Source organism: Exiguobacterium sp. NPDC077395 (assembly GCF_050269125.1).
GTDB classification, from domain to species: domain Bacteria; phylum Bacillota; class Bacilli; order Exiguobacteriales; family Exiguobacteriaceae; genus Exiguobacterium; species Exiguobacterium aestuarii_A.
Map to the genome: position 1 here is coordinate 562,484 of NZ_JBNNHU010000001.1, position 25,899 is coordinate 588,382.

The 25,899-nt window shown below is 49.1% G+C and carries 30 protein-coding genes; 25 read left to right on the plus strand and 5 right to left on the minus strand.

Annotated features, from left to right (window positions below):
* Nucleotides 1–817 precede the first annotated feature (817 nt).
* Entirely contained in the window at nucleotides 818–2,179 is a 1,362-nt protein-coding gene (locus ACQKD4_RS02860) for an alanine/glycine:cation symporter family protein (protein WP_427372429.1), read from the plus strand.
* 39 nt (nucleotides 2,180–2,218) lie between these two features.
* On the opposite strand, the gene ACQKD4_RS02865 is transcribed toward ACQKD4_RS02860, so the two are convergent.
* Complete coding sequence (locus ACQKD4_RS02865) at nucleotides 2,219–3,922, minus strand: methyl-accepting chemotaxis protein (RefSeq protein ID WP_427372430.1); 1,704 nt, start codon at nucleotides 3,920–3,922, stop codon at nucleotides 2,219–2,221.
* A gap of 215 nt (nucleotides 3,923–4,137) precedes the next feature.
* On the opposite strand from ACQKD4_RS02865, the gene gatC reads away from it, so the two are divergent.
* The 9 genes from gatC to ACQKD4_RS02910 all read left to right on the plus strand — a co-directional run bounded on the left by gatC (nucleotide 4,138) and on the right by ACQKD4_RS02910 (nucleotide 12,069).
* Nucleotides 4,138–4,428 (plus strand): Asp-tRNA(Asn)/Glu-tRNA(Gln) amidotransferase subunit GatC, encoded by a 291-nt coding sequence (gatC, locus tag ACQKD4_RS02870; RefSeq protein ID WP_012727041.1) that lies wholly within the window; start codon nucleotides 4,138–4,140, stop codon nucleotides 4,426–4,428.
* 11 nt (nucleotides 4,429–4,439) lie between these two features.
* The gene (gene gatA, locus ACQKD4_RS02875; RefSeq protein ID WP_427372431.1) at nucleotides 4,440–5,882 is read left to right on the plus strand and encodes an Asp-tRNA(Asn)/Glu-tRNA(Gln) amidotransferase subunit GatA; all 1,443 of its coding nucleotides are present in this window, start codon (nucleotides 4,440–4,442) and stop codon (nucleotides 5,880–5,882) included.
* A gap of 12 nt (nucleotides 5,883–5,894) precedes the next feature.
* A complete protein-coding gene (gatB, locus tag ACQKD4_RS02880) occupies nucleotides 5,895–7,325 on the plus strand; it encodes an Asp-tRNA(Asn)/Glu-tRNA(Gln) amidotransferase subunit GatB (RefSeq protein WP_214745758.1) in 1,431 nt (476 codons plus the stop codon).
* A 63-nt stretch (nucleotides 7,326–7,388) separates the two neighbouring features.
* A complete protein-coding gene (locus ACQKD4_RS02885; RefSeq protein ID WP_214786002.1) occupies nucleotides 7,389–8,387 on the plus strand; it encodes a diacylglycerol kinase in 999 nt (332 codons plus the stop codon).
* A gap of 55 nt (nucleotides 8,388–8,442) precedes the next feature.
* Nucleotides 8,443–9,804 carry a 23S rRNA (uracil(1939)-C(5))-methyltransferase RlmD gene (gene rlmD, locus ACQKD4_RS02890; RefSeq protein WP_427372432.1) on the plus strand — a complete coding sequence of 454 codons (1,362 nt, stop codon included), beginning with the start codon at nucleotides 8,443–8,445 and terminating at the stop codon, nucleotides 9,802–9,804.
* Nucleotides 9,805–9,876: 72 nt separating this feature from the next.
* Nucleotides 9,877–10,470, plus strand: coding sequence for a dihydrofolate reductase family protein (locus ACQKD4_RS02895; protein ID WP_427372433.1), 594 nt, complete (start codon nucleotides 9,877–9,879; stop codon nucleotides 10,468–10,470).
* Nucleotides 10,467–11,000: a GNAT family N-acetyltransferase gene (locus ACQKD4_RS02900; RefSeq protein ID WP_427372434.1), complete on the plus strand. Its 534-nt coding sequence runs from the start codon at nucleotides 10,467–10,469 to the stop codon at nucleotides 10,998–11,000. Before ACQKD4_RS02895 ends, ACQKD4_RS02900 begins: the two co-directional genes overlap by 4 nt.
* A gap of 10 nt (nucleotides 11,001–11,010) precedes the next feature.
* The gene (locus ACQKD4_RS02905) at nucleotides 11,011–11,628 is read left to right on the plus strand and encodes a hypothetical protein (protein ID WP_427372435.1); all 618 of its coding nucleotides are present in this window, start codon (nucleotides 11,011–11,013) and stop codon (nucleotides 11,626–11,628) included.
* On the plus strand, nucleotides 11,629–12,069 hold the full coding sequence (locus ACQKD4_RS02910; RefSeq protein ID WP_427372436.1) for a hypothetical protein: 441 nt from the start codon (nucleotides 11,629–11,631) through the stop codon (nucleotides 12,067–12,069).
* Here ACQKD4_RS02910 and ACQKD4_RS02915 read toward each other — a convergent pair.
* On the minus strand, nucleotides 12,061–12,588 hold the full coding sequence (locus tag ACQKD4_RS02915; RefSeq protein WP_427372437.1) for an AAA family ATPase: 528 nt from the start codon (nucleotides 12,586–12,588) through the stop codon (nucleotides 12,061–12,063). The two genes, ACQKD4_RS02910 and ACQKD4_RS02915, sit on opposite strands and share 9 nt — an antisense overlap.
* A 104-nt stretch (nucleotides 12,589–12,692) precedes the next feature.
* Nucleotides 12,693–13,637, minus strand: coding sequence for a DUF5692 family protein (locus ACQKD4_RS02920; RefSeq protein WP_427372438.1), 945 nt, complete (start codon nucleotides 13,635–13,637; stop codon nucleotides 12,693–12,695).
* Nucleotides 13,638–13,838: 201 nt separating this feature from the next.
* On the opposite strand from ACQKD4_RS02920, the gene ACQKD4_RS02925 reads away from it, so the two are divergent.
* From ACQKD4_RS02925 to ACQKD4_RS02995, 15 genes are all read left to right on the plus strand, one after another.
* On the plus strand, nucleotides 13,839–14,453 hold the full coding sequence (locus tag ACQKD4_RS02925; protein WP_214745787.1) for a TetR/AcrR family transcriptional regulator: 615 nt from the start codon (nucleotides 13,839–13,841) through the stop codon (nucleotides 14,451–14,453).
* Nucleotides 14,454–14,537: 84 nt separating this feature from the next.
* Nucleotides 14,538–15,530 carry a tRNA dihydrouridine synthase gene (locus tag ACQKD4_RS02930; protein WP_427372439.1) on the plus strand — a complete coding sequence of 331 codons (993 nt, stop codon included), beginning with the start codon at nucleotides 14,538–14,540 and terminating at the stop codon, nucleotides 15,528–15,530.
* A gap of 61 nt (nucleotides 15,531–15,591) precedes the next feature.
* Complete coding sequence (locus tag ACQKD4_RS02935; protein WP_427372440.1) at nucleotides 15,592–16,227, plus strand: GNAT family N-acetyltransferase; 636 nt, start codon at nucleotides 15,592–15,594, stop codon at nucleotides 16,225–16,227.
* A 116-nt stretch (nucleotides 16,228–16,343) separates the two neighbouring features.
* Nucleotides 16,344–16,667, plus strand: a complete 324-nt coding sequence (locus tag ACQKD4_RS02940) for a PadR family transcriptional regulator (RefSeq protein WP_214745790.1) — start codon at nucleotides 16,344–16,346, stop codon at nucleotides 16,665–16,667.
* Entirely contained in the window at nucleotides 16,664–17,200 is a 537-nt protein-coding gene (locus ACQKD4_RS02945; RefSeq protein WP_427372441.1) for a DUF2812 domain-containing protein, read from the plus strand. The genes ACQKD4_RS02940 and ACQKD4_RS02945 overlap by 4 nt, the downstream gene beginning before the upstream one ends.
* A gap of 23 nt (nucleotides 17,201–17,223) precedes the next feature.
* Nucleotides 17,224–17,394: a hypothetical protein gene (locus tag ACQKD4_RS02950; protein WP_224861835.1), complete on the plus strand. Its 171-nt coding sequence runs from the start codon at nucleotides 17,224–17,226 to the stop codon at nucleotides 17,392–17,394.
* 114 nt (nucleotides 17,395–17,508) lie between these two features.
* Entirely contained in the window at nucleotides 17,509–18,051 is a 543-nt protein-coding gene (locus tag ACQKD4_RS02955; RefSeq protein WP_427372442.1) for an RNA polymerase sigma factor, read from the plus strand.
* Nucleotides 18,048–18,797, plus strand: a complete 750-nt coding sequence (locus tag ACQKD4_RS02960; protein WP_427372443.1) for a hypothetical protein — start codon at nucleotides 18,048–18,050, stop codon at nucleotides 18,795–18,797. Before ACQKD4_RS02955 ends, ACQKD4_RS02960 begins: the two co-directional genes overlap by 4 nt.
* A gap of 33 nt (nucleotides 18,798–18,830) precedes the next feature.
* Complete coding sequence (locus ACQKD4_RS02965; RefSeq protein WP_427372444.1) at nucleotides 18,831–19,481, plus strand: SIMPL domain-containing protein; 651 nt, start codon at nucleotides 18,831–18,833, stop codon at nucleotides 19,479–19,481.
* 8 nt (nucleotides 19,482–19,489) lie between these two features.
* Complete coding sequence (locus tag ACQKD4_RS02970) at nucleotides 19,490–19,918, plus strand: hypothetical protein (RefSeq protein WP_427372445.1); 429 nt, start codon at nucleotides 19,490–19,492, stop codon at nucleotides 19,916–19,918.
* A 55-nt stretch (nucleotides 19,919–19,973) separates the two neighbouring features.
* Nucleotides 19,974–20,441, plus strand: a complete 468-nt coding sequence (locus ACQKD4_RS02975; protein ID WP_427372446.1) for a flavodoxin family protein — start codon at nucleotides 19,974–19,976, stop codon at nucleotides 20,439–20,441.
* A 114-nt stretch (nucleotides 20,442–20,555) separates the two neighbouring features.
* Nucleotides 20,556–20,954, plus strand: a complete 399-nt coding sequence (locus tag ACQKD4_RS02980) for a hypothetical protein (protein WP_214874696.1) — start codon at nucleotides 20,556–20,558, stop codon at nucleotides 20,952–20,954.
* An 86-nt stretch (nucleotides 20,955–21,040) separates the two neighbouring features.
* Nucleotides 21,041–22,153, plus strand: coding sequence for a M14 family metallopeptidase (locus ACQKD4_RS02985; protein WP_427372447.1), 1,113 nt, complete (start codon nucleotides 21,041–21,043; stop codon nucleotides 22,151–22,153).
* A 75-nt stretch (nucleotides 22,154–22,228) separates the two neighbouring features.
* Nucleotides 22,229–23,032, plus strand: a complete 804-nt coding sequence (locus tag ACQKD4_RS02990) for an alpha/beta fold hydrolase (RefSeq protein WP_274664509.1) — start codon at nucleotides 22,229–22,231, stop codon at nucleotides 23,030–23,032.
* Between the two features lie 257 nt (nucleotides 23,033–23,289).
* Entirely contained in the window at nucleotides 23,290–23,718 is a 429-nt protein-coding gene (locus tag ACQKD4_RS02995; protein ID WP_074033810.1) for a CBS domain-containing protein, read from the plus strand.
* Nucleotides 23,719–23,755: 37 nt separating this feature from the next.
* On the opposite strand, the gene ACQKD4_RS03000 is transcribed toward ACQKD4_RS02995, so the two are convergent.
* Together ACQKD4_RS03000 and ACQKD4_RS03005 are read right to left on the minus strand one after the other, a co-directional pair.
* Nucleotides 23,756–24,865, minus strand: coding sequence for a low temperature requirement protein A (locus tag ACQKD4_RS03000; RefSeq protein ID WP_427372448.1), 1,110 nt, complete (start codon nucleotides 24,863–24,865; stop codon nucleotides 23,756–23,758).
* A gap of 84 nt (nucleotides 24,866–24,949) precedes the next feature.
* A complete protein-coding gene (locus tag ACQKD4_RS03005; RefSeq protein ID WP_427372449.1) occupies nucleotides 24,950–25,897 on the minus strand; it encodes an LLM class oxidoreductase in 948 nt (315 codons plus the stop codon).
* Nucleotides 25,898–25,899 lie beyond the last annotated feature (2 nt).

Here is a 25,899-nt window from a genome sequence, read left to right on the forward strand (position 1 = left end):
AGTTCATTTAAACTGATGTCTTATAGCAATCCTGTGACATTCTTTCTTCTAGAATACAAAAAATCTGTCACGTATAGAAGCTTCTAATAGAGCTACACTCGAATCAAAAGGAATTTTTTATCTTTCCTCTATGAATCGATGCAACATCACACGAAGACAAAAGTTCTCCGCTTTGATCACCTCGAACAATAACTTGAGGTAAATGCAGAAGAAATCTAATACTATTTGTTTCGAATCTACACGCGGAAATAAGGCGAGTTTCTCCCTTTATCGAACCGGAGGCGATTCGGCGGGAGGAAAGGAATGTTCCGCAAGACCCGGTAAACGTACCTGATGCTTATGCGACAGCGCCTCACCTATCGGACGACGAGAAAGAGTTCCACGTGCCCCCTTGTACAGGGGGCCATGAAGGTCCAGCGCGCCAATCTGGAGGCAACCACCGCACAAAACATAAAGAAGCTGGTCAACTTGTTTTCCAGAAAGAGCCACCTACATAGCATTTCTTCAATTTTTTGTCGGACAGAGTGCCTTAAGTTCGTTGAACATAAAAAAAACGAACCAAATCTCAAAATACGATTTGGTTCGTCAACATCCCGAGACCGCCTTGAGTGGTCTTTTTTTGTTTTGAGGTATATTACAATCATATTTCGAAATAAAATTTAAAAAGCGTATGAGAACAAGGGTTCAAGGAAAATATTACAATTATATAACGTTTTGAAAACGCTTTCTTTAGGTAGTCCACCTTGACTCGATTGTGAATGTTCTGAAAAATATAGGGAGAGCGCTCAAATCAAGAACGTAGGAGGAGAGCAACACAGTGAATCAAATTGAAAGTTGGCTGTCGAGTTTATCAAATCTCGTCTGGGGGCCACATTTATTAATCTTACTCGTCGGGACAGGAATCTTCCTGACCGTCCGTCTCGGCTTTATTCAAGTGACGAGGCTTGGTGTCGGCTTGAAAGAGGCCTTTATTCCAAAGAATGAGAAACCGAAGAAGAAACAACGTGGGGACATCTCGCATTTCCAGGCATTGATGACGGCATTAGCGGCCACGGTCGGTACCGGAAACATGGTCGGTGTCGCAACGGCAATCGTCCTCGGGGGACCGGGCGCAGTCGTTTGGATGTGGTTATCCGGTTTTGTCGGAATGGCGACGAAGTATGCGGAGGCCATCCTGGCGGTCAAATATCGTGTCGTCGATGAACGAGGCGAAATTGCCGGGGGACCGATGTATTACTTAGAACACGGGCTAAAGAAAAAGTGGCTCGGCATGTTGTTTGCCTTATTCGCATCGGTCGCAGCCTTTGGGATTGGGAACGGGGTACAGACGAACTCGATCAGTCTCGCCTTGAACAACTCGTTCAACGTCCCAATGGTTGTGACAGGGATCGTCATGATGGCGGTCACGGCATTTGTCATCTTAGGTGGTGTCAAATCGATCGGGAAAGTCGTCGGGATCTTCGTCCCGTTCATGATTTTTGCATATGTCGGGAGTGGGCTCGTGATTCTCATCATGAACCTTGAATTGGTACCGGGTGCCTTATCGACGATGTTCTCGAGCACATTCAGTGCCGAAGCCATCGGTGGGGGTGCGTTAGGTGCCGCGATTCGCTACGGGGTCGCGCGCGGTGTGTTCTCTAACGAGGCAGGACTCGGATCTGCACCGATTGCGGCCGCGGCAGCGAAGACAGACTTCCCGGGACGACAAGCACTCGTCTCGATGACACAGGTGTTGATCGATACGCTCATCGTTTGTTCGATCACCGGACTCACGATTGTCATGGGTGGTCAATATACAGAAGGACTTGAAGGGATTGCCTTGACGCAAGCGTCATTCGCCTATTTCCTAGGACCGATTGGTGAAATCATCGTGACAATCTCCCTTGTCTTCTTCGCCTATTCGACCGTCCTAGGCTGGTGTTATTACGGGGAACGTTCCGCGTACTATTTACTCGGGGAAAAAGTGATCGTCCCGTATCGTGTCCTCTATATTTTAGTCGCAGGACTCGGTGCGATGACGACGAACTTGAACTTGATTTGGTCCATCTCGGATGTGTTCAACGGTCTCATGGCGATTCCGAACTTGATTGGACTCTTGTTCCTGTCAGGTGTCGTCGTCGCCGAGACAAAACGATTCGAACTCGAACGAAAAAAAGAAGCGGCGCAGTCTGCCGCCTAATGAGAAACCCGCCGAACAGCACGTGTCGGCGGGTTTTTGTCATACCTTGAATTGGCGAATCAATGAATCGAGTTCTTCCATCTTTTGCTGTGACTGTTCGGTCGCACGGTTCAATTCAGCGAAGCGATCGACGGACATCGTCACTTTTTCAGCAATCTCCTGAGTCCCGAGCGCACCATTGTTGACGGTCGTTGCCACGTCTTGAATGACGCCGATCATATTCGACGTCAATAGCTCAAGCTCACCCGCGGCAGCGGCGAACTCGGTCGCCGTCGTCTCAAAACGTCCCGCGTCCTCGCTATATTGGCCGGCCGCCTCCTCGAGTTGGTCATAGTCTTTCAACACGTTCGTATCGAGGAAGTGAAGCATCTGACCTGAGCTCTCATTCAAATGATCGACCGAATGGAGGACGGTCGTCGAGATGGCCTGGATGCGTTCGACGGTCGCCCGGCTTGTCTCGGCAAGTTTTCGAATCTCATCAGCGACAACGGCGAATCCACGCCCGGCCTCACCGGCACGTGCTGCCTCAATCGAAGCGTTGAGGGAGAGGAGGTTCGTTTGAGCAGCGATGTCGAGAATATCGTTCGTGAGCGTTGCGATTTCACGGACAGCTTTGGCGTCTTGCATCGCTTTCTCTAAGTTCGTGCGTGTCGACTGCAGAACGCTGATGGCGTTCTCTTTCGCTTCCACCGCATGTGACTTCAGAGAGAGGGCACGTTCATCGATTTGTTTGGCTTCAACTTTTCGCTCATCAGCCATCGTCACGATATGATGAATCGTCCGTTCCATATCCGACGCAGACGCGTTCATCTCTTGCGCGCTCGCAGCCGTCTGTTGCATGCCGGCGGTCAAGTCTTCCGTTGTCGCGGCGGTCGTCGTCATATACGTATCGAGCTCTTTCAATTCGTCATACATATGGTTTGATTGTTTCGTCACGCCCGTTGTCACATCGTTCACTTGCAGAATCAACTGACGTAAATTGGCGATGAACTGATTGAAGTCACGGGCAAGTCCGGCGAACTCGTCACGACGCTTCACGGGAATCGACGTCGTCAAATCGCCTTCGCTCGTCGCGAGTTCACGCATCTTCGTCTTGAACTCTTTGAGTGGTTCAAAAATCGAACGGAAGATGAAGAGCATCATGAGGATCGTCATAACGGCCGCGACCCCGAGAACGATCAGAAGTGTCAGTTGGACTTGTTCAAACATCTTAGCCGCAGCAGCCGTGTCCGTTTGAATCTCTTCACGGTTCAAGTTGACGAGAAGTCCGAGAGAGTTCGAGAGGGTGTCCGCGCTTGCGGTAGCCGTATCGCGAATGTAAATTTCGGCTGCTTCTGTCCCTTCCTCATTGGAAATGCGGATGAGTTCATTCATGACAGTCTGGAAGTCGTTCCAGTTCGCACTGGCTTCATCAAAGAGCTGTTGATCCTCTTTCATAATAATTGTCGCTTCATAACCATCCATCCGCTGTTCTAAAATCGCGACGGACGCTTGGATGTCTCGCTCGATATTTTGTTTCGTCACCGCATCGTCGACGAGGGCGTGACGAAGCAAGTGACGACGGAGTTCGAGCAATTGTTTATCGACTTGATGGATTTGGTCCATCCCTGGTACCCAGGAGACGGTCATATCATGTTGTGCTTCCTTTTCTAAGTTCAAAGCATACCAAGAGTAACCGCTTACACCGAGGAGCAAAACGAACATGATGCTGAAAGCGGTGATCAATTTATTTCGGATCGACATATGATTCCTCCTTAAAGAATCGTTTCTATCCTAAGCATAATCAGAATCGCGCTTCGACCGTATAGCTGATTTTGAAAGCGGGTCAATATTCGGGAAGGATTCCCCTAGTTTCATAAAAATGAGACAATTTAGAACGAGATAGATTTCCTTTTTTGTCTTATGAAAAAGTGGTATGATAATGAACGATGTATTGAAAACTGTTGGAGGTGGGAATTTTGGCTCGTATTACAGAAGCTGAAGTTCGGCACGTTGCCGGACTTGCCCGACTTGCGATCACGGATGAAGAAGTGACGCACTTCACGGAGCAATTGACAAAAATTCTCGAGTTCGCCGAGCAACTCGATGAGCTGGATACAACGGGCGTCGAACCGACGACCCATGCCCTAGATTTGAAAAACGTACTACGCAAAGACGAGGTTCGTCCATCGCTTCCACGTGAGGAAGTCGAACGGATGGCACCTGACTGGGAGAACGGTCAAGTCCGTGTCCCTGCGGTCTTTGAGTAAGGAGGCCTTTCATGAGTTTATTTGACCACGGTGTAGCGAAGCTGCATACGCTATTAAAAGAAGGCGAAGTCACGGTCACGGACCTCGTCAAAGAGTCGTTCGACCGCATCGAAGCGACAGATGACAAAATTGGTGCGTTTTTGACGCTCAATGAAGATGCGTTCGAGCAAGCGAAACGCATGGATGAGCTCGCTAAAACATCAGACGACCCGCTCTTCGGGATGCCAATCGGTGTGAAAGACAACATCGTCACAAAAGGGATGCGCACGACATGTGCATCGACATTCCTCGAGAACTTCGTCCCGGCCCACGATGCGACAGTCGTCGAGCGTCTTCATGACGCTGGTGCCGTCACAATCGGGAAGTTGAACATGGACGAGTTTGCGATGGGTTCATCGAACGAGAACTCGGCGTTCAAACCGGTCCGTAACCCATGGGACCCGACACGTGTACCAGGAGGTTCTTCAGGCGGTTCAGCGGCATCGGTCGCAGCTGGACAAGTCCTCTTTAGCCTCGGTTCGGATACGGGTGGTTCGATTCGTCAACCAGCCGCGTATTGCGGTGTCGTCGGGATGAAACCGACATACGGTCTCGTCTCACGCTTCGGCCTCGTTGCCTTTGCGTCTTCACTTGACCAAATCGGCCCGCTCACGCGTACCGTTGAAGACAATGCTTACTTATTGAATACGATTGCGGGGCACTGTGACATGGATTCGACGTCAGCCGAAGTCGAGGTGCCGGACTATACGGCAGCGCTCAACCAGGATTTGACGGGTATGAAGTTTGCCCTCCCGGAAGAGTTCATGGCAGAAGGCGTCGCGCCAGGCGTCCGTGAACAGATTGAAAAAGCGATCGAGACGCTCAAGTCTCTCGGTGCGACGATCGAGACGGTCTCGATTCCGTCCGTGAAGTACGCGCTCTCGGCTTACTACTTGCTCGCATCATCGGAAGCCTCTTCGAACTTGGCTCGTTTCGACGGAATCCGTTACGGACGTCGTGCCGAAGCGGACACGCTCGACGAAGTGTTCACGTATTCGCGTGAACAAGGTTTCGGTGACGAGGTCAAACGCCGGATCATGCTTGGGACATATGCGCTCAGCTCTGGTTATTACGATGCGTTCTACAAGAAAGCACAACAAGTCCGTACCCTCATGAAGCAGGACTTCGCGAAAGTGTTCGAAGATTATGATGCCATCGTTGGACCAACAGCTCCGACGACAGCGTTCAAACTCGGCGAACAGCTCGACGATCCGCTCACGATGTATGCGAACGATATCATGACGATTCCGGTCAACTTGGTCGGTATTCCGGCGATCTCGGTCCCGGCAGGTCTTTCAGAAGGTCTTCCGGTCGGTCTTCAAATTATCGGGAACTACTTTGATGAATCAACACTTTACCGCGTGGCCCATGCTTTTGAACAAGCAAACGGCGGTTTCAAGATGCCACAGCTCTAAGGAGGACGTACGATGAACTTTGAAACGATCATCGGGATCGAGGTGCACGCCGAGCTGAGCACAAAGTCGAAGATTTGGTGTGGCTGCTCACGCACTTACGGTGCCGAAACGAATACACAGACGTGTCCGATTTGTCTCGGACACCCGGGCGTCTTGCCTAAATTGAACGAAGAAGCGGTCAACCTCGCCATCAAAGCGGCGATGGCACTCAACTGTGAGATTGCGACAGATACAAAATTTGACCGTAAAAACTACTTCTACCCAGACACGCCAAAAGCGTATCAAATCTCGCAGTTTGACAAGCCAATCGGTTCAAACGGTCACGTCGACGTCGAAGTCGATGGCGAGATGAAACGATTCCGCATCGAGCGCGTGCATTTGGAAGAAGATGCTGGGAAGATGAACCACACGGGTGAGAAGCACTCGGTCGTCGACTTCAACCGGACCGGCTCACCGCTCATCGAGATTGTCAGTGAAGCAGATATGCGTTCACCAAAAGATGCGGTCGCATACCTCGAACGTTTGAAAGAGGTCCTTTCGTTCGCTGGCGTCTCGGACGTCAAGATGGAAGAAGGGTCGCTTCGCTGTGACTGTAACATCTCGGTCCGTCCATTCGGGCAAGAGAAGTTCGGCACGAAGACAGAGCTCAAGAACTTGAACTCGTTCTCGAACGTCTTGAAGGCACTCGACTTTGAAGAGACGCGTCATCGCAAATTGCTTCTCTCAGGTGGCGTCATGCGTCAAGAGACGCTCCGTTACGACGAAGCGGCGAAAAAGACCATTCTCATGCGTGTCAAAGAAGGGGCAGCGGACTACCGCTACTTCCCAGAGCCGGACCTCGTCCGTCTCGAAATCGATGAGGCGTGGAAAGAGCGCATTCGCGCGACGATTCCAGAGATGCCGGCAGCACGTCGTGAACGCTACATGAGCCAATACGGTCTCTCGGCATACGACGCGAAAGCTCTCACGTCGACGCGTGAGTTCTCGGACTTCTTCGAAGCGACGACAGCGGCTGGAGCTGAACCGAAGGCAGCAGCGAACTGGCTCATGGGTGAAGTACTCGGTCACTTGAACAAGTCGAATGAAACGGTCGAAACGATGAAGTTGACGCCAGAAGCACTCGCAGAACTCATCCGCTTGATCGCGGAAGGGACGATTTCATCGAAGATTGCGAAGCGTGTCTTCACAGCGATGATGGAAGAGGGCGCAGAGCCGAAAGCGTATGTCGAAGCGAACGGTCTCGCCCAAATCTCGGACGAGAACTTGCTCCGCGGCTACATCCTCGAATTGTTCGAGGCACACCCGCAAATGATCGAAGACTTCAAGAACGGGAAAGACCGTGCGAAAGGCTTCATCATCGGGCAAATCATGAAACAGACGAAAGGGATGGCGAACCCGGCACTCCTCGATGGCTTGTTCCACGAAGAGATCGCGAAACGCTAAGCAGGCGGCGAGACACTTGTGTCTCGCTTTTCGCTCGAGTTGAGCACAGGGGAGAGAATCAATATGCAACGGAAACGTGCGCGGGTCATTTATAACCCGACATCTGGTAAAGAAGTGATCAAACGGGAACTCCCGTACATTTTGAACCGCCTCGAGGATGCGGGTTATGAGACGTCGACGTATGCGACGAAAGCGATTGGTGATGCCACGCTCGAAGCAAAACGGGCCTCAGCGGCCGAGTTCGACCTCATCATCGCCGCAGGTGGAGACGGGACATTGAATGAAGTCATCTCAGGGCTCGCACCGCTTGAGAATCGTCCGACAATCGGTCTCATTCCGGTCGGGACGACGAACGACTTTGCCCGGGCGATGCGGATTCCACTGAGCGTCGTCGGCGCACTCGACGTCATTTGTGACGGGTTCGAGATGCCGGTCGACCTCGGTGAGATTGAAGGCGAGAAAGGTGATATCCACTACTTCATCAATATCGCCGGCGGTGGAATCATGACTGAGCTCTCGTATGAGGTGCCATCGAAGTTGAAGACGGCACTCGGACAGCTCGCGTATTACGTGAAGGGAATGGAGAAACTGCCACTCATCAAACCGACGTACATCGAACTCGAGCACGATGAAGGGACATTCCAAGGCGAAGTCATGGTCTTCCTCACATCGAACTCGAACTCGGTCGGTGGATTTGAAAAAATCTCACCGCACGCGTCGTTGAATGACGGGTTGTTCGACTTGTTCATCCTTCGGAAGTGTAATTTGTTCGAATTCATCCATGTCGTCCGTCTTCTCCTCCGCGGGGAACATTTGTCGAGCTCGCTCGTCGAACATGTGAAGACGAGCCGCGTCAAGATGAAGACGACCGAGCCGATGAGTCTGAACATCGACGGGGAGTATGGCGGGGAGTGCACAGGTGAGATGCGGAACTTGTTCCGCCACTTGACGGTGCTCGCACCGAACGCTCGGATCCGCGAGATGGAAGATTTGAATGCACAATATGAACGCGAACAGATGATCAAGCAATTGTTCAATGTTTCGCTAGATAAAGCAGAGTGAAAAGATAGGAATGACGACATCAGTCATTCCTATTTGCAATGGAAGGAGCATTCGTATGCTACCAGTGAAAAAGAATGATCGTCTCGATGTCCACGTCCACGACCTGACCCATGAAGGAGCGGGTGTGGCACGTGTCGATGGTTATACGCTATTCGTCCCGAACGCGTTGCCAGGAGAGACGGTCGAAATCGTCGTGACGAAGACGAACAAGCAGTACGGGTTCGCCCGATTGTTGAATGTGAAAGAAGCGAGTGCCGACCGGGTCGAGCCACCGTGCCCGATCTTTTATCAATGTGGCGGCTGCCAGCTGCAACACTTTAGCTATGAAGGACAACTTCGCCAAAAACGGGAACGCGTCGTCGATGCGTTGAAGCGTCTCGGCCAGTTCGATGTACCGGTCCATGACACGATTGGGATGCCAGAACCTTGGCGCTACCGCAACAAGGCACAAGTCCCGTTCAAACAAGAAGGAGACCGTCTCGTCTCGGGCTTCTATCGTCCTCGTTCGCATGACATCGTCGAGATGAACGAATGTTTGATTCAAGATGAGCGCAATGACAAGGCGATCCAAGTCGTACGTGATGTATTGGACGCACGTGGCGTGCCAGCGTATGACGAGAAGACAGGACGTGGGGTCATCCGTCACGTCATGGCCCGTTACGGGTACCACTCGGGTGAACTGATGATCGTCCTCATCACGAAGACGACGAAATTAAAAGGTGTGAATGAGATTGTCGCGGACATCGTCGAGCGTCTCCCGGACGTGACGTCAATCATGCAAAACGTCAACCCGGACAAGACGAACGTCATCCTCGGGGCGACGAACAAGTTGCTCTACGGTCATGAGACGATTGAGGACAAAATCGCAGGACTCACGTTCACGATTTCTCCGCACTCGTTCTTCCAAGTGAACCCGGTCCAAACGGAGAAGTTGTACGGGAAGGCGCTTGAGTACGCACAACTGTCAGGTACGGAACAAGTCGTCGATGCCTATTGCGGCATCGGGACAATCAGTCTATTCCTCGCTCGGAAAGCGGCTCATGTGTATGGCGTTGAAGTCGTTCCAGAAGCGATCGAGGATGCGAAACAGAATGCGCTCGTCAATGAAATCGATAACGTGACGTACGCATGTGGTGCGGCGGAAGATGTGCTTCCACAGTGGAAGAAAGATGGCGTGAACCCAGACGTGATTGTCGTCGACCCGCCACGAAAAGGCTGTGCCGAGTCGTTCCTCGAGACGATGGTCGAGATGGGACCGAAGCGAATCGTATACGTTTCGTGTAATGTTGCGACGCAGGCGCGCGATATGCGTTACCTCGCCGACCGTGGCTATCGCTTGATGGAAGTGACACCGGTCGACATGTTCCCGCATACGGCGCATGTGGAGACGGTGGCGTGGATGGAGAAAGTAGAATAAGATGAATGTATGATGCCTTCGATTGATTCAATCGGGGGCTTTTTTTGCAATCAGCCGAAAGGGGAGTCGGAGATGAGGAAGATTATTGTTCTGGAACATCTGTCATTGGACGGTGTCATTCAAGCACCGGGTGGAAAAGAAGAGGACGTGAGCGGGGATTTCATGCACGGGGGATGGACGGAGCCGTTTTCGAGTCAAGAGCTTGGCATTTGGATTCGAACGCAGATGCACAGTGAGTTTGATCTGTTGCTTGGTCGAAAAACGTATGACCAGTGGGCGAGCTATTGGCCGAATCACGATGATGTATGGCCGGAAGCCAATCGTGCGATGAAATATGTAGTTACGCGGCAATCAGAGGATGCACGATGGGAATCAACGACGTTTCTGACAGAACCGGTCGAATCATTGAAACGACTCAAACAAGAGGACGGACCGGATTTACATGTATGGGGTAGCAGTGAACTCGTCCATACATTACTTGCAAACAATCTAATCGATGAATACCGATTGATCATGTATCCGATTATCATTGGTTCCGGAAAACGTCTTTTCCCAGATGGAAACATCTTGCCACTTCAGCTTGATGTAGTCGAGCAACAGTTGATGCCGAACGGGGTCAGTATCGTTCGCTACGAACGCATTCAACAAGATGGAGAGGGGCTATGAGAATCGAGCAGCACCTCGAGATGACCCTTTCAGAATCGATGGATAAGGAGCTGGTTGAGCTCTTGCAACACGCGTTTCCTTCCATTTATCCGAATCGTCGTTACTTCAAGCAATTGCCCCATCTCCGACTGATTGCGTATGAAGACAAACAAATCATCGGACAGGTCGGCTTGGATTTTCGTGTGATGAATATGGATGGAACTCCGATTCACGTGCTCGGCATCATCGATTTATGTGTGAGGGAAGAAGTTCGGGGACGTGGCGTCGGACGGGCGCTAATGGAAAAAGTCATTGCCCTTGGGGAAGAGTACCCAATCGATTTTCTCCTGTTGTTCGCAGACCGACCAGAGCTTTACGAGCGAATTGGATTTCGCGCTGTAACAAATACATGCACATGGTTTCAAATTGATGACGAGAATCAAACAACACGTGGGATTGGGGAAGCACGTTTTGAAGAATTAATGATTCGTCAGGTGGGAGACAAACGATGGACCGATGGAAAGCTCGACTTGCTCGGATACTTATACTAGGAGGGTCCAGATGAACCGTGAACAAGTGTCAGACATGTATGAGGCGTATGCAAAAAAAATTGGTGACCGAAAACAAGTGTACGAAACGATTGCGAGCACCTTCGACGTGAAGAGGGCGCTATATCCTGGAAGTCACGTTGATATCGCGCCGTCCCTTGTCATCCCTCACGTCATCTATGTTGACAGTTTCAAAGGGACGATTCGTTTCTTCAAGAACCTCGAAATGGTACAGGAATTGGTGAATGAACGAAAAGAATATGATGAGCGGTGTACGATTGAATTCTTTGGTCAAGACTATACACAGCCGCTCGACATTGAACCGGTCGATTTGATCATCTCCCAGTATGCTGGATTTGTCGGTCAGGCAACGAAGGACTATTTGAAGCCGGGCGGCATCTTGCTTTGCAATGATAGTCACGGAGACGCGACATTGGCACGATTTGATGAGGCATTCGAATTGATTGGAGTTATAGGAAGTGCGAATGAACTCGTTCAGACGGGGCTCGACGAGTATTTCCAATTGCCGAAAGGGAAAGTCGTCGATATCGCAGAAGTGAAGAAGACGATGAAAGGTCCCCAATATACGAAACAAGTGGAGAATTATGTGTTTCAGAAAAGGAGGGATTGAATGAAACAGTATACGATTCGAAACCGTAACGTCCCGCTTTCCTTACATGATGCCGTCATCACAGAAGCGACCGTGATGGGTTCGACGATCCGTCTCGTATTTGCAGATGGAATCCGTGATTTGTTCAAGAAAGAAATGGTGTGGACAGGACGTGCCACCGTGACGATTTCGAAGGTGGATCGAGATTCTTCTTCACTTACACGATTTGATGAATCGACTTATACTGTGTGTCCGATTGAGCAGTTGAGTCACTTTGTAAAACGTGGACGGTTCGAGATTGTCGATGAGTTGTATGGTTACCGCCAGCTGTTGTTCCGCTGCATGTGGTTGACGGATACGACATGTGAGACGGTGGAATTGAATCTCTCCCATGCAAGCGAGCTCGTCATCCAATGGGAAGACGAACCCGTGGAAGAAATGTATGAATCTGAATCACTTTGAAGAAAGCGTAAGTCCTACATGCTGAGCGACTGCTCTCGCGACATCTTGTTTTGATTGATAATCCGTTACAATCTTTTCTGCATGGATGTCAGATTCGAATGCGGATTGGCAGCGGTCGATTTGAGATTTCCCCCAAGAGTTGAACCACTCGAAACGTTTATTCAATCGTTTCACGAGTGTCCGTCGATTTGCTTCGAGAATGATATGTCGTACATCGACGCCTTCCCGTTGAAGTCGTCCGATGATTTCATCTACATACGTTGCGTCAATGAGTGTCATCGGAACAAGGATAACCCCATCAAAGGACGTTGCGATTTTCAAAAGCATTCGATAATTGAACTCACGCCATTCCGGGTGATGTTGAAAATCAGATTGCTGAAGGCTCTCCGGTAATTGATTCCGAATGAAAAATCCAGCCTGCTCCGGGTCATAGAGAAATGCGTTCGGTAATTGTTTCTGAAGTATACTAGCACATGTGGTTTTACCCGAACCGAATGCGCCGTTGATCCACAAAATCATTGTCATCATCCTTTCGTGTTTATATTCTCTACGATTACAAAGGAGTCCTATAAAAAAACACCCCATAGTAGCGGAATTCGAATTCCATCTACTATGGGGTGTTGTCATGCTGACTTTGGATTAGGCGATTCTGTTTCACGTAATGCATCGACTCGCTTGTATTCTTCGGTATCGGTCCACAGTTCGTCTTTCAGCGGGTTGAGACGTCGTTTGATCATACGTGACACCTGCATGATGGCGAGCACGACGTTGAGGACAAGACTGATGAGTGCGAGTGTCCAGTTCGCTGCTGGATTATACGAGACACTCACGTTGAACGTGCTGCCGACCGCAAAGAAATAAGGGAAGGTCATGACCCACATCATCCAAATCGATAGTGTCTGGGCACGGTTTTGCATCCATGTCCCTTTCGCCCAAAGAAGAGCAGGAATCGTTGCGGCAATGTTCAAGGCGAAGCCGGAATAGAATGCATTGCCCGGTGCACAAGAGTAGACGTAAGAGATGTTCCAAATGCCATAGGCGATGATCCACAGTTTCGTCTGGTCCGGCCAAATCATATCGACTCGCTTACCGGACGTCGCGAAGATACCGAACCATCCGCAAATCGTGAGGATGTTCAAAATCCCGGCGAAGGCGTTGATATAGTTCCAACCACCGGAGATGTAAGTCATTCCATCGACGACTCCATCAAATCCCATGATGCCGACTTGAAACTCCCGAATGACGGCCTCCATGATATTGATGGCAAGAATAGCCGGGACGAGTACTAAATACCAAGGATGTTTCTTATGGTAGTTTGTGAAGCGGATGACCATGTAGATGAGTGCGCCGGCGAGTGCCGAGTATACCTTCACCCAGTGGAACCATGATGTAATTTCGGAATCGACGACAAACAACCAGATCGGGGTCAACGCAATCGGTAACGCCATGAACATGAGTTGACTCGCCCGTTTTCCGGAGCGGACGAACTCGTTCAAACCCATTAAAAGACCAAGTACGACGAACCACATGACGACGTTATACCAAGGAATCGACTCGAAGAAAAACATAAAACAACACTCCTTTCAGAAATGAAATGACTAGAAATAAATGCAATGACTAAACATACCGAACGTTCGTTATGTTTATGTGAAAAGTGTAACAATATATTGAAAGCGCTGTCAATCTGAGTTGGTAGCTCACAGGGAAGTGTCGAAAGTTCGCCACATCATTATGATATAATGAGCGATGAGAACAGAGGAGGGTGCTAGATGATGATGAACGAAGGGAAGTTAAAAATCTTACAAGCCGCGCGTGAAATCATCGTCGAACAAGGCATCAAAGGCACGACGCTTCGAGGAATCGCAGAGCGAGCCGGATTCAGTACGGGCGCGATTTATCATTACTATACGTCCAAAGAGGCGATTCTATATGACGTGATGGACGAAGGACTCGGAGAGGTCAAACGAATCGAGAGTGTCTCTCATGACGATCAGAAAGAAGCTGCGGTGATCATCCAAGAAATCTACGAAGGCATGCAGGAGCGCCTTCAAAAAGATGCGGAGAGCCGACTTCAGTTTTATCTCGCCCATGAAGCGATGATTGGAAATGAGGACATTCAACAGAAATTCAAAGAGAAGTATGAAGACTGGATCACACGAATTGAGGCGATTTTTGTACGAGCCTATGATGTCGAACAAGGACCGATGACTCGGGCGGTCGCCACGTGGACGATGGCCGGAATTGATGGAATGGTCCTCCAGACGCTACTCCGGACGGGAACGATTGAACCGGAATACACGAATCGTGTGCTTCATTATTTGTTGACCGAAGGATTCCCACACTTTTTTCAGCTCATTCGTTCGAAAGAAACGAATCATGAGTAATGTCAGTTGATACAATCCGACAGACATAATAGAATAGATGAGTGATTTTGTTGGACTGTATGGATGAAAGGAACTGATTTTACGATGAAAGAAAACTTTTGGCGCGACCTTCCGCGTCCATTCTTTATACTTGCCCCGATGGAAGATGTGACCGATGTCGTCTTCCGTCATGTCGTCGCTCATGCGGGACGCCCGGACGTCTTCTTCACAGAATTTGCGAACTCGGACAGTTATTGCCATCCTGAAGGGAAAGGTAGCCTTCGTGGCCGTTTGACATTCACGGAAGACGAGCAGCCGATGGTCGCCCACATCTGGGGAGACAATCCGGAATATTTCCGTCAGATGAGTATCGGGATGGCCGAGATGGGCTATAAAGGACTCGATATCAATATGGGATGCCCGGTCCCGAACGTCGCAAAACGTGGGAAAGGGAGTGGCCTCATTCTCCGTCCGGAAGTCGCGGCTGAGCTCATTCAAGCAGCGAAAGCCGGCGGACTCCCGGTCAGCGTCAAGACGCGTCTCGGTTTCGCGAAGCTCGACGAGTGGCGCGACTGGTTGACGCATCTCTTGAAACAAGACATCGCCAACTTGTCGATTCACTTGCGCACGCGCAACGAGATGAGTAAAGTCGACGCTCATTGGGAAATGATTCCGGACATCGTGAAGCTTCGTGACGAGGTTGCACCGGATACGCTCATCACCATCAACGGAGATATCCTCGACCGTCAAATGGGACTCGAACTCGTTGAGAAATACGGGGTCGATGGTGTCATGATCGGTCGTGGGATTTTCAAGAACCCGTTCGCATTCGAGAAAGAGCCGCGCGAACACTCGATGGAAGAACATCTCGATCTATTGCGTTTGCAACTGGACCTTCAAGACAAATTCCAAGAGGACGTGCCACGTTCAATCTCGAACTTGCACCGTTTCTTCAAGATTTATGTCAAAGGATTCCGCGGGGCGAGCGAGCTCCGTCATAACTTGATGGAAACGAAATCGACGGATGAAGTACGAGCGTTGCTCGACGCCTTCGTCGAGAAATACCATGAAGAAGAGGCAGCATTCGCTGCCGAATAAACGATGAGGTTCAGCGAACGCTGGACCTTTTTGTATACTAAACGAGAGAGGAGTGAGGCGAATGATCAACATACGAAAAGAAAGACCGGAAGATGAGCGGCGTGTCGAAGAAATTGCGCGGGAAGCGTTTTGGAACTTGTATTTCCCAGGATGTCATGAGCATTATGCGATTCATCAATTGAGAAAACATGAAGATTACTTGCCTGAATTGTCATGGGTCATCGAGGTAGACGGGGAACTTGCTGGCGGAATCTTTTACTCGAAGTCGAAAATTGTAGATGGAGAGAAGTCGGTTAATACCATCACGTTCGGTCCAGTTTTCATCGATCCGAAGTATCATCGACAAGGCGTAGGCAGACATCTCATTACGCATTCGATCGAGCATGCGAAATCGCTTGGTTACCGTGCAATCCTGACACTCGGGTATCCATATCATTATGAACCATATGGTTTCGTAGGTGGAAAACGATACGGTATTGCGATGCCGGACGGACAATATTATAAAGGACTGCTCGTATTACCTTTATATGAAGGGGCGCTAGATGGGTTTCAAGGCTTCGCCGTATTTACAGAGGGATTGGAAGTAGAAGAAGCCGAGGTAGAGGCGTTCGACGCTACGTTTCCGAAGAAGAAAAAAGAAGTGCTACCAAGTCAACGCGAGTATGAGCTTGCTTCAACTGAACTCGACGAATCATAAAGCAATGCCAAAGAAATGATTCTTTGGCATTTTCTCTTGCCTAATAACCAAAAATAGGATAATTTTGATATATCGGATGACGATATAACGAAACACGATATAAAGGAGTAGGATACGTGACACAACAGTCGAGTACAGGCGCACTAACCGAGGCGGTTTATTATATATTGTTGTCCCTTCAAGTTCCGAGGCACGGGTACGGCATGATGCAGTTTGTCCAGGAGTTGAGTCATGGGCGAGTTCAGCTCGCGCCCGGTACGTTATATGGAGCTCTCAGTAGTTTAGTTGAAAGAGGATGGATTCAAGCACTTGAAGGAACGGCACGGAAAAAAGAGTACGAGATCACCGATGCTGGTCGAGAAGCACTTCAGATCGAATTAAAACGATTAGAAGAATTGGTGCGGCACGGTCATGAGTGGACGAAGGAGTTGGAAACATGAAGACGAAGACCATGTATCGCATATTTCTCGACTATGAAAAAGAAGAAAAATGGCTCAATGAGATGGCAGAAAAGGGATGGGCTCTCGAGTCGTTTCGCTTCATGCGATATCGCTTTCGTTCAGTCGAACCAGGGATGTATACATATCGAATTGAATTGTTACGAGAACTGCCCTCTCATCCTGATTCGAAAGCTTACATGGCATTCCTGGATGAAGTTGGGATTGAGGTCGTCGACACATCCTATCGCTGGGTCTTTTTAAGAAAGCGGACGAGCGACGGACCGTTCCAATTGTATTCGGATTTTGACTCGATGATTCAGCGTGAAAATCGAATCATCCAACTGTATGGAACCGTTTTGCTCGCCAACTTTGTGGTCGTCTTAGCGAACTTATCGAATCCGGTTGCAAAATGGACAATCCTATTAAATATAGTTGTTGTCGCCGTGTTGGCCTATGCCGTCCAGCATCACACACGGAAAATGAAAACGTTGAAAGGTCTTAAAGCAGTAGGGGAAATGAAGTCGTCAGATTGAACGGATTGGTAAGGAGGAGCAAGATGGATTCACGAGAATGGAAGGACTGTATCATTTGTTTTGGATTGATTGCGGGGACAACACTCGGTGTAATCCTCTCGTTTTTCTTCGATATACAGCTGACATACGGCATCGCAAGCGGAGCGATGGTTGGCTATATCGGAGGACTTGCCGTATCGATTTGGAAAAAATGATGAATAAGCGCTTCGACTCCTCGTCTCAACGACGAGGTTTTTTTAGCATGTTGTGACGAAGAATAGCCGATTGGGATCTATAGTGGTAGAGGGTTACGAGGAGGGGGTAAATAGATGGATGACCAGGTCATCATCGATTGGTACTGGGAGCGATCCGAATATGCGATTGTTGCCACGAAAAAGAAATACGGGAGATATTGTCATCGTGTTTCCTACAATATTCTACAAAATCATGAAGATACGGAAGAGTGTCTGAATGATTTATATATGAAAGCATGGGAATCAATACCGCCGACACGTCCGTTTCGACTCGGGGCGTATTTGACGAAGATTGTTCGGAATCTCTCGCTGCAACGCTATAAGAAGAATCATGCGAAAAAACGGGGTGGTGGACAAGTACCGCTCGTCTATGAAGAACTAGAACATGTCCTCACGGTGTCGATGAAAGACGAAGACATCGTCGACCTATTGAATGTATTTCTTGCAGACCTTCCTCGACAGACGAGAATGATGTTCATGCAACGTTATTTTTATCTTCACTCGATTCAAGAAATTGCGAAAAACCATCAACTCGGGGAGAGCCATGTCAAAATGACGCTGAAGCGAACGCGTGATGCATTACAGCGAGCGCTTGAAGCAGAAGGGATTCGCGTATGAAGAATGAACAGTTGCTTCGACTACTTGGGGAAGTGGATGACCGCTTTATAGAGGAATCCATGATGATAGAGCGAAGACCTTATCAACGACTCAAATGGGGGGCGGGACTATTACTCGCCACCGCTGCGGGATTCATGCTCTTCACATCGAATATTTGGAATGAACGTATGCCGTTATCCACGGATTCGACGGCAAACTCGGTTCATATCGTTGATGAATCAGAAATAAGGCAAGGTACTTCCCAGGAAAACTTGATGGACATGACAGAGGATGAACTCTTTTCGCGGTGGAATCCGGTCGTGATCAGAGGGACAGTCGCGGACATCCAGCAAATTGAGATTGATTTCAACGGGGAGACCGAATATCAGTCCCTCATCACGATTCATGTGTCAGATGTGTATCGGGGGGATGTGCAAGTCGGGCAAGAACTGGTTGTTCGTGCCGATGCAATCGGAGGAATGGAACTGACAGAGCATACGAGCGTCATCTCACACGTACGTCAAGGGATGGAGGGCATCTTTATGCCAATTCCATATGATGACGAATTCATCTGGGAACAAAACGGGGCCACGCTTCGACTGAAAGATATTGCGGATTACGGTTTTCCGGACGGGGAGCGTTATCTGTTTTTAGATACCCCGGACGGACTGTTGTTTGAATGGGATGCTTATCCGTCATTGCAAGATATGAATTCTTTAGATGGAATAGAACGTTGGATGATCTCACGATTTAATGTATCAGAATAATCTACATCTCATATTATTAGGAGGGAGAACGATATGGAACGAAAGATTACGGTAAAAGGTACGGGGAATGTCTCATCTCGACCAGATTTGATTGTGATTCACATGGACCTCGTCTCAAAAGCACCGCGTTACGAAGACACGATGACCGAGGCGGCAACTGCGGTGTCACATCTTCAAATAGCCATCTCTCGCGCAGGTTTTGACAAAACGGACCTTAAAACGAGTGACTTTTCCATCGATACGGAATACGAGCGCTATCGTGATCGAGATGAAAATTACCGGTCGCGATTTGTCGGATATGTCTGTAAGCAGAAGACGAAGCTCGAATTTGCACTCGATACGTCAAAACTATCGGACGTCATCGAACAAATCAGTCAATCCCGGGCAAATCCGACGCTCTCCATTCGTTTCACGATGAAAGACCCGAATGCAATCGAAGATCAGCTATTGGTGAGTGCTGCGGAGAATGCGCGGAAACGAGCGGAACTCCTTGCGAAAGGAGCAGGTGCAGAACTAGGGGACTTGCTTCAGATCGATTACACATGGGGTGAGATTCACGTATTCTCGCCTACAAACGTTCTCTATAGCCAGGACAACGTCTATTCTGAATCGCGGATGCCCGAATTCGAACCAGATGACATCAATGTCAGTGATTCGGCGACGTTCGTCTGGAGTCTTAAATGAGGCGATTCATGATTCTGACTCTTTTCGCTATATCGATTGCGCTTCCCGTATCCGCCCTTTCCTGGGCATATACATTTGTCGTGTTCGACCGAAATGCATATGAAGTGCTTGATACGATAATAGGTGAGGATTCGCTCGGTGAAGTGATCGGTGAAGTGGAAACAACGGTCAACGATGAGACGGGACGTTACTACGGGAATGCCTCGAACGGATATCCAATCGGGACGGTGTATCGTGAAGTCGTCGGGGAGCCCGTTGAAGACGTCATTGCGGTTGAGGACGGCTCGGAATGGAAGCGGGCGGAATACCGATTCGAAGCACCCTATCACACGCGCAACTTTGTCACGTTCTTCGGCTATATCTTGCTCGTACTCGGCATTGTTATCGTGAGTTGGACGCTCTTCAAGCGAAGTTCACTATACAAAAAAGAAGCATGAACGCACGTTGGAATGGGAAGGGGATAAAGAGACGTTCGGCAAAGGGGGATTCATGATGAACATTTTGATTATTTTTGATTCACTGTATGGTCATACAGAAAAGATTGCCCATGCGATGCAGGAAGAACTTTCGAAAGAGCATGAGGCGCGCATGGAACATGTGTTGAATATCGGTCTTGGCGACTTGGCGCACGTCGACCTTGTCGTCATCGGTTCACCAACACATGGGGGTTATGAGACGGAGGACATTAAAGTGTTTCTAGACGGAATCTCGGACAATGCGCTTCGCGGGAAGCGGACGGCTGCGTTTGATACGAGTGTCGTCAAAGAAAAACAGAATCCGATTCTCGGTAAAATCATCGACTGGTTCGGTCATGCGGTCAATCGCGTCGAAGGGGAAATGGTTGAAAAAGGCGCGACGAACGTTCAAAAAGAATCGTTCTTGGTTGATGGGGAGACGGAGATGCTGAAAGAAGGCGAGCTCGAACGTGCAAAAGCATGGGCACGGGAGTTGGTCGGATAATACGTGAAACGCATTCTGAAATGAGGATGCGTTTTTTTAATAGAAGCGGAAGAGAAGGCTGAAAAAGCGGGTAAATACTTAGTATTCAACTCTTTAGAAAGGGAGCTGGTTGTGATGAGAAAAATGGAACGTGATGTCTTCGTCGGATGGATGGTCGTCTTGCTCGTTATATTGGTGCACTTCCTCATCACCGTCTCTCTCGGAAACTCATACTTTGCTGAGTCCTCACTCAATCGCATGTTGTGGCTCTCGAGTTTCCCAGCATTTTTGATTGCTTTCGTCGCAGCCTTTTTCCAAAAAACGAATACGATTCTCCTAGCGGTTCGCCGTGGATTGTTGTGGACCGTCGAACTGATCGTCGCGTTCACGGTCCTCGCTTGGGTGTTCCGTTCGTTTGAAGGATTGTATGCGAACGCGGGTCTCTATTGGTTATTCGGTGCCGTCTTGATTGGTCCGATTTTCTACGTGATGGCGTTCCGGCGTCAACATACGAAACGAATCCGAACACCTTGACTCGAAACGTCTCCTGTTTCAGGAGGCGTTTTTAGATTGCCGTAGGATGGGAATGGAGTAGAGAGAAAAGAATGGAGGAGAGTGCGATGAGCCAGTATTTTTCATCATCCTATGAAGAGTCGCGAGAGAAGTTCATCAATTTGTTGCCGGAGGTGAAACGCTTTTATCCGAAAGCGGAGCTGTTAACGCATTCGATTGGGGACGAAAGCGTCGACATCATCTTAGGCGAACCGAAACGAGATCGAAAAGCGATACTTCTCATGACCATCGGGGAACATGGAATTGAAGGATATGCAGGTGCCGCGGTGACGCATCAATTTGTTCACACACAATTGCCACAACTGCGACATGAAACGACAGGCCTTTGTCTCATCCATGCCGTCAATCCGTGGGGAATGAAACACTTCCGCCGGGTCAACGAGCATAATGTCGATTTGAACCGGAACTATGTGATCAATCGTGAATCTGTCCCATATAACGTGAACCGTGAATATGAGCTGATGCGCCATCTCTTCGTACCGGACGGAGTGATTGACGACTACCATGAGGCGCGTGAACAGATTTATTCGTTCCTCGGCTCTGGCATTAAGCTCGACGGATTCAAAGCGATGAGTGGAGCGAAAGGGATGGGACAGTACCAATTCCCGAAAGGTGTGTACTATGGGGGAGAAGAAGACGAACCGTCAGCCATCTTCTTGAAAGGCATTCAACATGATCTACTGGAACGCTACGAGAAAGTGGTCCATCTCGATTGGCATACCGCACTCGGTCCGACAAACGAAGTGACGATGGTCATCAGTAAGCGGGACGGTCGCACCGAAGACGAGTTGAAACAGGCATACGGTCTCGACAACGTGAAAGTGTATGACCCAGATGAAGTGCTCGGGGACTCGACGAACCACTTCTACTATGTACGAGACACGGAGTATCCGGACAAAGGACTTGTCTCGGCTCTCTTCGAATTCGGGACGTTCGGAACGTCGACGAAAGCCTCCATCCGCGAGTTTTTGACGATCATTTTAGAGAATCGTCTGTATTTTGAAGGGACGAAAGATCCCGAAGCGCGTAACGGGATTCAAAACGAGTTCATGGCGATGTTTTATCCAGACGACCCGTCTTGGCGGGAAGCGGTGTTACGAGAAGGGGCGAAAGCCATCGAAGGGTACTTAAAAGGAGAATCGCTCTGGCGTGACACATGAGAAGGTTTTTAAGGGTTGGAAACGGGAACAAGTAGGTTGTGAGTATTTACAATCAATTAAAAATGTGGAGGTTGGATGATGGGGTATATTACAGCACATGACGGGACAAACTTATATGTGGAGGATGTCGGTTCTGGGGAGCCGATTGTCTTCTTACACGGTTGGCCGGCGAACAACAACATGTTCGAGTATCAGAAGAATGCGCTCGTTGAGGCAGGCTATCGCTATATCGGAATCGACTTTAGAGGGTACGGCAAATCTGATGCGCCAGCGACGGGGTATGACTATGAGACGATGGCATCCGACGTGCATATGGTCGTCTACGGCCTTGGTTTAAAAGACTTCACACTCGTCGGATTCTCGATGGGTGGCGCGATTGCTGTTCGTTACGCGGCCGACTATAAAGAGGATGGTCTGAAAAAGTTAGTGTTGGCGGGAGCAGCGGCACCGATTTTCACACAACGTTCAGACTATCCGTACGGGATGACGACGGACGAAGTCGACGCGTTGATTGACGATACACGAGCCGATCGGCCGAAGATGCTCGAAGGATTCGGGGAAATCTTCTTCGAGAAAGAACATTCGAAACCGATGCAAAATTGGTTCCACCATCTTGCGCTCGTTGCTTCGAGTCACGGGACGATTGCCTCGGCAAAAGCGCTTCGAGACGAAGATTTGCGCGATGCCTTGCCGAAGATTGATGTAGAGACGTTAATCATTCACGGTGTACATGATAAAATCTGTCCGTTTGAGTTTGCCGAACAGATGGAAGAGGGTATTTCAAACGCACGGATTGAACGTTTTGAAGAGAGTGGGCACGGTACGGTACTCGATGAACGAGAGAAATTTAACGATACACTGTTGCAATTTGTTCAATAAACTTTGGCCTCCTCATGGGGGCCTTTTGTGTGTCTGGACGGATAAGAATCAACTAAAACGGGTATAAATCAATTGGAGTTCCCTTCCAAATTTTTTGAAGCACCGAAACATCGCTGTGACAAGAATCACGATGTTTTTTTGTGTCGTTTAGGAGAAAGGGGATGATTAAAGAGAATAGGAACATGGATTTAGTTCAACCTGTCCTACCATTCATGGTACAATAACGGGGTGGATTAACAGATTGAGGAGAGATTTAAATGAACATCGCTTTCTTTTTATATCCGAAAGAAGACGTCAAATATTTGGACCCCGAATCAACGGTACGACAAGCACTTGAAAAGATGAAACATCATCGATTCACGTCTGTCCCACTCGTTTCGGAGAACGGATTTTACGCCGGGACGATGACAGAGGGGGATTTACTCTGGGCACTCGCAGAACAGCTTCGCGGGGAAGAAGACTATGAAAAAGTGCTCCGGACACGTCTAAAGGACATCAAGCAACGCGTTCGCTATAAGCCGGTATCCATTACGGCCCAAATCGAAGAACTTGTCGATGCAATCACGGATCAAAACTTCGTGCCGGTCGTCGATGACGGCAAATACTTCATCGGCATCATCCGACGCCGTGACATCATCGAGTATTACTCGTCAAAGTTGAAACAATTGGAGAATGAAGTCCGATAACGAACAAGCCAGAACCGAATCCCGGTTCTGGCTTGTTTTACGTTTCTTTCTGCTTTGTTTTCAAGAACGGAAGTGGGGCAATCATTGCGATAAAATAAATCAAGGTTATCACGAGTAAGAGTAGGGTTGCCGGTAAATAGGGTGCGATGAGTGGGATGACGAGTAGGACCGCGAGAACCGCAAGTCGCTTCCAAGACACCTTGAAGAATAGACGATTGAAGTAAATGACACCATATCCAAACAAGACGATGGCGACATACAACGTGATCCGGTGTGCTAAATCGAGTGTCTGCATCGGATCGTGCACGATGGTGATCTTGACGACGGCGAGTAAGATGATGCCGAGGAACATCGAAAGATGCGACCAATAGAATCCGGCCTTGGCTGTCTGATCTCGTTTATCCGTATGCATGTCTTGAAAACGATTCTCCCTTGCTTCATCGTCCTTCACGTAGGAGTACCAGAGCAGAACGGTCAGCATAAGGGCAAGAATCATCGTCAGAACGACATCCGAGGTTAAATCCTCATCAATCGCAGCGCGACCGGTCGACGCAATCGTTTCGCCAAGAGCGATGACGAGAATCAAGTAATGACGCTCAAGGAAGTGCCAGGACGACACTTCGAACTGCCCTCTGTTTTTCTGTACAAGAGGACCTAATACCGCAACGATCGCAACAATCCCCCATACAATCAGGCGTACGTTCCCCTCAAACAGAGAAGCGACGAGGATGATGATGCTAAAGGAGACGTTGTACGGTACGATGGCAAGCATCGCTTTTTTCGTATCGTCATTACTGTGCAACAAGAATAGTGTCGAATGCACGGCGACAATCACTAAAAACCCAAGTCCGAAAATGAAGCCATCTTGATCATATGCTTTTGGGATGGCGACGGAAATGAGCATAAAGCCAATCATCCCGAGCGTCATGAAGATTTGATGGTTCCTTCTTGTCAGTTTGGTCGTGTTCGTCAACCAAATATATCCCTCGAAGATGTACCAAATGAGGGCCATGAGGACGAGAACTTCTAAAAACGTATGGAATGTGAGATGATGCTCGAGCTTCAATGTGAGTTGAATGAACGTAAACACAAATACCAAGTCAAAAAACAGTTCAATCTTTTCTACCTTTTCATGATGAGAGGGCATGAGAGGACTCCTTTTCATAGATTCATTTGTATTTACCCTTCCACTTCACAAAAAACCCTTCATTTCGAAAATGAAGGGAAAACCTCAAACAAGGGGTGGGAAATGCGGCAACACATATTCTCCTAATTCATCGATGACTTCTTCAGCCGGACGTTCTCCGTCGAAGAGGGCGAAGAAGAGGTGGTTCACGCCGATGGTACGATACGCTTCGAGCAATTTGATTAAGTGGTTGCGACCTAGACGGAAACCGAGGCGAATTGGCGTCGGTGGCTCGTCTGGGTCATGCGTCAAGTCAAGATGCATCGGCATCGAGAAGGGACGGAAAGCACGACCGTGTGCCTCACCGCTTTCACGCCAAGCGTCAAGCGCTTGTTTTTGTGCGAAAGGTGCCTGCGGATAGTACATCCATCCATCCCCGTTCGCCCCGAGCCAGTCCATATCCTGTTGCGCGAAGCCGGTGATCATTGTCGGGATCCGTTTCTTCGGACGTGGTACGAGCGTTGCCTGTTCAACTTCCCCGTAAGGTGAGTCAATCGTTGGGTAGTTGTAATAGAGTGCCTGCTCCATGACGCGAAGCGATTCTTTGAACTGGTCGCCGCGTGTCGGATGATCGACTCCGAGTCCTTTGAAGTCGGCACGACGGTCGCCTGACGAGATTCCGAGAATCAATCGTTCCGGGAATAACGCTTCAATCGTCGCGACTTCCTTCGCTGAACGAAGCGGATGTCGGAGTGGTAAGACGAGCGCGGACGTACCGAGCGCGATGTTTTTCGTTTGACCGAGTAAATGTGTCCCGTAGATCAACATGTCATAAATCTGACCGACGGCGGGGTCTAAAAAGTTCGGGTCTTTTAATAGAACATCCCGTAACCAGAGCGCTGTGAAGCCGTAGTCGTCTGCTTTTTGAGCGAGTTCGACTTGACGTTCGAGTGTCGGGGTACGCATTTTAAAATTTTCTAAAGGGATGTGGAGGCCGAGCGTAAGCTCGCCCTCCCGATACATCCGGTTGTAGCTTTTATGATTGTTGAACATAA